The organism is Streptomyces ipomoeae 91-03 (genome assembly GCF_000317595.1).
In the GTDB taxonomy this organism is placed as follows: Bacteria; Actinomycetota; Actinomycetes; order Streptomycetales; family Streptomycetaceae; genus Streptomyces; species Streptomyces ipomoeae.
Genome location: NZ_AEJC01000244.1, coordinates 1 through 5321 on the forward strand (window position 1 = coordinate 1; position 5321 = coordinate 5321).

Consider the following 5321-nt stretch of genomic DNA (forward strand, 5'->3'; position numbering starts at 1 on the left):
TGGGCGCGAGCGACCACACACCACACACCACCCGCAGGCGCCCGAACACCGTTGCCCCCGAGCCATTGGGCGCCCGGCGTCCCCTCCTTACGCGCCCGGTGTTCCCGACAGCGGCAGCATCGGGTAGCTGCCCGTGTTCGTCGGGGCGTGTTCCGGGAGCCACAGGACGGCGACCGCGCCCTCGGCCGGTATGTCGTCCGGGGCTCCGGCGGGGCGGACGTTGCGGAAGGTCAGGCGGGCGCCCAGTACGCGGGCCTGGCCGGCGGCGATGGTGAGGCCCAGGCCGTGGCCCTGGCCGGCGCGGTCGGAGGCGCCGGTGCGGAAGCGGCGGGGGCCGTCGGCGAGAAGGTCCTCGGGGAAGCCGGGGCCATGGTCGCGGACCCGTATGACGCGCCCCTCGACCGACACCTCGATCGGCGGTTTGCCGTGCTTCGCCGCGTTGGCCAGGAGGTTCAGGAGGACCCGCTCCAGACGGCGGGGGTCCGTCGTCACCTCCGACTCGTGGACGATCTGTACGCGGACCCCCGCGTCCTTCGCCGCCACCCGCCGCGCCACGAACTCGCCCAGCATGATGTCCTGCAACTCGGCCCGCTCGGACGCCCCGTCGAGCCGGGCCACCTCCAGGACGTCCTCGACGAGCGTGCGCATCGCCTGGGCACGGTCGCGGACCAGTTCGGAGGGGCGGCCCGGCGGAAGGAGTTCCGCGGCCGTGAGCAGGCCCGTCACCGGCGTACGCAGCTCGTGCGCGATGTCCGCCGTCACCCGGCGCTCCGCCTCGATGCGCTGGCGCAGCGTGTCGGCCATGGCGTCCACGGCCCGTGCCAGCTCGGCGGTCTCGTCGCGCAGGACCCCGCCGATCGCGTCCTGGACCCGTACGTCCGTCTCGCCCTTGGCCACCTGGTTGGCGGCGTCGGCCGCCTTGCGCAGTCGCCGGGACATCTGGCCGCCGATGAGCACCCCGAGGGCCGAGCCGCCGAAGACGACCGTGATCGAGCCGATGACCAGGGCCTGGTCGAGGTCCCTGATCACCGTCGAGTTACGGTCGGTGAAACGGGTGTGCAAGGACAGTACGCGGCCGTCCTGCAACGGCACCGCCGCCCAGATGTCGGGCACGCCACTCGCGCCCTCGGACACATACGTGGCCCGGCGGCCCTCCGTGACCTTGGCCATCAGGTCCCTCGGGAGGCCGGGGTCGTCGACCCGCACCCCGAAGGCCCCGGACTTCAGCGGGCGGCCCGACTCGTACATGCGCTGGGCGACCTGGATGCGCTGGTCGGCGAGGTCGCGCGAGTTGTCGAGCATCGACACACGCGCCGCGTTGTGCACGACCAGGCTCAGCGCGACCGCCATCAGCGTGCCGACCAGCGCGATCGCCGCGCTGAGCTGCCAGCGCAGCCCGGTGCGGATGCGGGAGGCCGGGCCAGGGCCGAAAGCAGGGCTTGCGCCGAGGCCGGCACCAGGACCCGCACCGAGACCGGCAGCCCTCGCAGCCGTACCGACACCGGCAGCCGCCGGAGTCGTACGGAGGCCGGTGGCACCCGCGCTCGTACCGGTGCCGGTGGCACCCGCGCTCGTACCGGTGCCGGAGGCGGCGCCCGGCATCTCCGGGCCCCGCCGTCGTCGTATCCCCCTCATGTTCATGTCGGCCTCGCTCAGGCCTTCAACTTGTAGCCGAAGCCGCGGACCGTCTCGATGCGGTCCTGGCCGATCTTCGTGCGCAGCCGCTGGACATGGACGTCGACGACCCGGGTGTCGCCGCCCCAGCCGTAGTCCCACACGCGTTCGAGCAGCTTGTCGCGGGACAGGACCGTACCGGGGGCCTGCGAGAACTCCAGGAGAAGCCGCATCTCGGTCGGGGTCAGCGCCACCGGCTGCCCGGACTTCCGTACCTCCATGCCCTCGGTGTCGATCACCAGTTCGCCGAAGGTGAGCACCCCGCCGGTGCCGGCGGACGCGGCGTCGTCCGCCTTGGTGTCACCGCCGTTGGCGTGGCCGAAGCGGCGCAGCACCGCGCGGATCCGGGCGACCAGCACCGCACCGTCGAACGGCTTGGTCACGTAGTCGTCGGCGCCCGCCTCCAGCCCCAGTACGACGTCGATGGAGTCGGCCCGCGCGGACAGCATGATCACCGGGACCGTCGACTCGTCACGGATACGGCGGCACAGGGAGACCCCGTCGAGCCCCGGCACCATCACGTCGAGCAGCGCGATGTCGGGCCGGTTCGCGCGGAACGCCTCCAGCCCCGACAGCCCGTCGGGCATGGCCGTGACCGCGAAGCCGTTCCGCTCCAGCGCGAGCTGGGTGGCCTCGCGGATGACGTCGTCGTCCTCGACGAACAGGACGTGGGTCTGCTCTGCCATCCGGTGTTCTCGTCCGCTCTAGTAACTGATGAGTAGTCGGTACTGGTCTGTGATTGGTGATTGGTGATCTGTGGTCGGCGGTCAGCGCGGTTCGGGGGTCGGCGTCTCCGTGCCGCCGCCGACCGACGTGCTGTACTCGGTGCGCGTACTGGACTTCTGCACGAAGCGGTCCGTCAACCAGCGGTAGGTGGTCACTTCCTCGCTGGAGGGGTACGCGGCCGGGTCGCCGTTCTCGTCATTCTCGTACAGCTGTCGGGTGACGAGCAGATCGCCGCGGTCGATCTCGGCGTAGACGGGGGGCTGTTCGGAGAGGAAGACGCTGCGGTACTTCCCCTTCTCCATGCGGTAGACGTACGAGGCCACGCCGACGGCGTCCGCGCAGGTCATGACGTTGACCACGATGTCGTCGGCCGAACCCCCGGTCAGGGTGCCGTAGATGACGTCGACCGGGTACTCGTCGGCCACGCACGGCTCCAGGTCGCTCTTCACCGCCTTGCTGACCCCCGGATCCGCCCGCACCATGCGGACGACCTGGGGGACGGTCGGATGGTCGCCGTCGGCCGAGGCGGAGACGGCCGGGGAGGCCGTGCCCACCGTCAGGGGGTCGCTGTCGGCCGGGCCCTCGTCGCGCGCGCCGGTCCCGCCGGTGCCGCAGGCGGAGACGAAAAGGCCGAGGGCGGCGAGCACGGCCACCGCCGTGATCACCGCCTTCATCGCCTGCCCGGCCCCTTGGTCCGGGCCGGCCGCTGTGCTCAGGCCGCGCAACGCTCCCGCTCCTCACGCTCGAGCGCGCGTGCGTCCAGATCGCGCGACTCCAGCTCCTCGCGGAGCCGGGCCAGCGCCCGGTGCAGCGTGCTCTTGACCGTTCCGGCCGACATGCCGAGGGCGGCGGCCGTCTCCTCCGTGGACATCTGCTCCCAGTGTCGCAGCACCACGACACTGCGCTGCTTGGGAGCGAGCACCTTCATGATGTCCATGAGGAGCGCGCGGTCCGCGTGCTGCTCGGTGGAGTCGTCGATGCGCGCGTCCGGCAGCTGCTCGGTGGGGACCTCCTCCAGCTTCCGGGCCCGCCACCACTCCGTCCGTGTGTTGATCATGACCCGGCGCAGATACGCGTCCGCCAGTCGCTTGTCCGCTATGCCGTCCCAACGGCCGTACGTCCGCGCCAGCGCCGTCTGCAGCAGATCCTGCGCGTCGACCGGGTCCGGGACGAGCCGACGAGCGCTGCGCAGCAGCGCGTCCTGCCGCGTGCGGACGTACTCCTCGAATTCGAGCACCTCGCCGTGCGCCATGATCAACCGCCTCCGTTCCCCGTTGCCGCCGCGGACGCCCCTCGCGCCGCCGGTGGTCCGCCGCTATCCGCTTGCTGTCTGTCGCTCTTCGCTCCGCGGGTGTTCCGCGGTACGGCAATGAAGCTACGGAGGCGTTGTCACGGCGATGTCCGAAGCAGCCTGCGGAGAACGCTCGGCTGTCCGTCGGTTGTGTAACAGAAGTAGGAACGGGGTAAGGCGGGGTGGGTTTTGGGGCGGGTGTGGGGCGATTTGGGCGGTCGAACCGGCGGTGGGGCTACCCGTGGATTGTGTATCGGCGATGCCTCGGCGAGGCGTTGGCGATGCGCGGGCTGTGAGATCTCAGAGGCTCAGGTGAGGGGGAGGCGATAGAGACCGCCGGGAAGAGGCTCCACGAGCCCGTCGGAGACCAGGCCGTCCAGGGCGCGGGCCCGCTGCACCGGCTCGTGCCAGACCCGGTCGAGGACCGCCTGCGGTACGGGCGCCACCGCGTCCCGCAGTACGGCGAGGAGCTTGCCGCGGACCTGGCGGTCGGTACCGGCGTACGTCTGACCCCGGCGCGCCGGACCGTCGTGCGCGGGCTTCCCGGCGAGCAGCCAGGCGCACTGCGCGGCGATCGGACAGTGGTGGCAGGTCTCGTTCTTCGCGGTGCACACCAGCGCGCCCAGCTCCATCGAGGCCGCCGCCCAACGGGACGCCGTGTCGTCGTCCTCCGGCAGCAGCGCGCGGGCCAGCTTCCGTTCGGCGGCCGTCGTGGCGTTCGGCGGGTACTGGGTGCCGGTGACCGCACGGGCGAGGACGCGGCGGACGTTGGTGTCCAGCACGGCGTGCCGCTGGCCGTACGCGAACGACGCCACCGCCGCGGCCGTGTACTCGCCGATGCCCGGCAGCGCGAGGAGCTGAGCGTGGTCCCGCGGTACGTCGCCGCCGTGCCGTTCCGTTATGGCCACCGCCGCGCCGTGCAGCCGCAGCGCGCGGCGCGGATAACCGAGCCGGCCCCAGGCGCGGACCGCCTCACCCGGGGGCTCCTTCGCCAGGTCCGCCGGCCGGGGCCAGCGGGCCAGCCACTGTTCGTAGACGGGCAGTACGCGGTTGACCGGCGTCTGCTGCAGCATGAACTCACTGACCATCACACCCCACGGCCCCGCCTCCGGACGCCGCCACGGAAGATCACGCGCGTGCGCCTCGAACCAGGCGATCACCGGGGTGTGGAGGGCGGAAGGGGAGGGGGCGGGGGCCGGGGCGGAGGCGTCGTTGCTCTGGGGCTTCGTGGGTGCAGTCATGACAGCCCGATCCTGCCACGTCGCTCCGCTGGGTGGGCGGGGACGCGGCGGGGTGGGGGCGGGTGCGGCCGTTTGGCGACTGCGGGCGGGTGAGGGTCGCGCGCGCGGTTCCCCGCGCCCCTAAAAACAGGGACTGCGCCCCGCTTTTTACCAACCCGCAGGAGCGTGTCTTCAGCCCCGCAGACAACCGCAGACTTTCAGGCCCGCAGGCGAGGCGGGTCTTCGGGCCGCAGGCGAGGCAGGTCTTCGGGCCGCGGGTGACTGCAGGTTTTCAGGGGCGCGGGGCTGTGTTGATTTGCGGCTTCGCCGCGTGGGCGCGAGCAACCACACGGCACCCGCACGTGCTCACATACCGCAGACACCCCTCCCCCCTGGAGGGGGTCTGGGGG

5 protein-coding genes are annotated in these 5321 nt (G+C 72.0%); all 5 read right to left on the reverse strand.

The genetic code is table 11. The features are described 5' to 3' along the window. Positions 1-87: 87 nt before the first annotated feature. Complete coding sequence (gene cseC / locus STRIP9103_RS15965) at positions 88-1641, reverse strand: two-component system sensor histidine kinase CseC (RefSeq protein WP_009312746.1); 1554 nt, start codon at positions 1639-1641, stop codon at positions 88-90. 11 nt (positions 1642-1652) lie between these two features. Further along, positions 1653-2360 carry a two-component system response regulator CseB gene (cseB, locus tag STRIP9103_RS15970; protein ID WP_009312744.1) on the reverse strand — a complete coding sequence of 236 codons (708 nt, stop codon included), beginning with the start codon at positions 2358-2360 and terminating at the stop codon, positions 1653-1655. 81 nt (positions 2361-2441) lie between these two features. Further along, a complete protein-coding gene (locus STRIP9103_RS15975; protein ID WP_009312738.1) occupies positions 2442-3125 on the reverse strand; it encodes a hypothetical protein in 684 nt (227 codons plus the stop codon). Then, a complete protein-coding gene (locus STRIP9103_RS15980) occupies positions 3113-3652 on the reverse strand; it encodes a SigE family RNA polymerase sigma factor (protein ID WP_009312740.1) in 540 nt (179 codons plus the stop codon). The genes STRIP9103_RS15975 and STRIP9103_RS15980 overlap by 13 nt, the downstream gene beginning before the upstream one ends. 347 nt (positions 3653-3999) lie before the next feature. After that, a complete protein-coding gene (locus tag STRIP9103_RS15985) occupies positions 4000-4932 on the reverse strand; it encodes an HhH-GPD family protein (RefSeq protein ID WP_009312742.1) in 933 nt (310 codons plus the stop codon). Positions 4933-5321 lie beyond the last annotated feature (389 nt).

Coding starts and splice junctions, on each gene's coding strand:
- STRIP9103_RS15980 (WP_009312740.1), bottom strand. CDS start 3,652: ATGGCGCACGGCGAGGTGCTCGAATTCGAGGAGTACGTCCGCACGCGG.
- cseC (WP_009312746.1), bottom strand. CDS start 1,641: ATGAACATGAGGGGGATACGACGACGGCGGGGCCCGGAGATGCCGGGC.
- cseB (WP_009312744.1), bottom strand. CDS start 2,360: ATGGCAGAGCAGACCCACGTCCTGTTCGTCGAGGACGACGACGTCATC.
- STRIP9103_RS15985 (WP_009312742.1), bottom strand. CDS start 4,932: ATGACTGCACCCACGAAGCCCCAGAGCAACGACGCCTCCGCCCCGGCC.